This window comes from Pseudoalteromonas sp. T1lg10, assembly GCF_002964545.1.
Lineage (GTDB): Bacteria > Pseudomonadota > Gammaproteobacteria > Enterobacterales > Alteromonadaceae > Pseudoalteromonas.
In genome coordinates, this window is record NZ_PQBV01000010.1 from 1 (window position 1) to 410 (window position 410).

Annotated in this window: 2 tRNA genes; both read left to right on the forward strand. The window is 47.3% G+C overall.

Annotated features, from left to right (window positions below):
- Positions 1-122: 122 nt before the first annotated feature.
- Positions 123-199: transfer RNA gene (locus C2M17_RS06080), tRNA-Ile, on the forward strand.
- A 53-nt stretch (positions 200-252) separates the two neighbouring features.
- Positions 253-328: transfer RNA gene (locus C2M17_RS06085), tRNA-Ala, on the forward strand.
- Positions 329-410: the final 82 nt, after the last annotated feature.

A 410-nucleotide genomic window follows, 5' to 3' on the forward strand; every position in this document is an offset into this window, starting at 1 on the left:
ACAAGGTAGCCCTAGGGGAACCTGGGGCTGGATCACCTCCTTATACGATTTAGAACGAATTTGTTCGCAGTGTCCACACAGATGATTGTTGATTATGAAATAGAGAACAAACGTCATTGTTTGGGTCTGTAGCTCAGCTGGTTAGAGCGCACGCCTGATAAGCGTGAGGTCGGTAGTTCAAGTCTACTCAGACCCACCACTTTGCTTCACAGCAAAGACCGGTTATAAACAATGCACGTATCCTAGTAATGTGGGGCTATAGCTCAGCTGGGAGAGCGCCTGCCTTGCACGCAGGAGGTCAGCAGTTCGATCCTGCTTAGCTCCACCACTTTACTACTACTCCTTCTTATAGATAAACATTCTTTCGGGGAAAAGCCCTGAGAATAGAGTGTGTTTAACTCTGAGAAGTG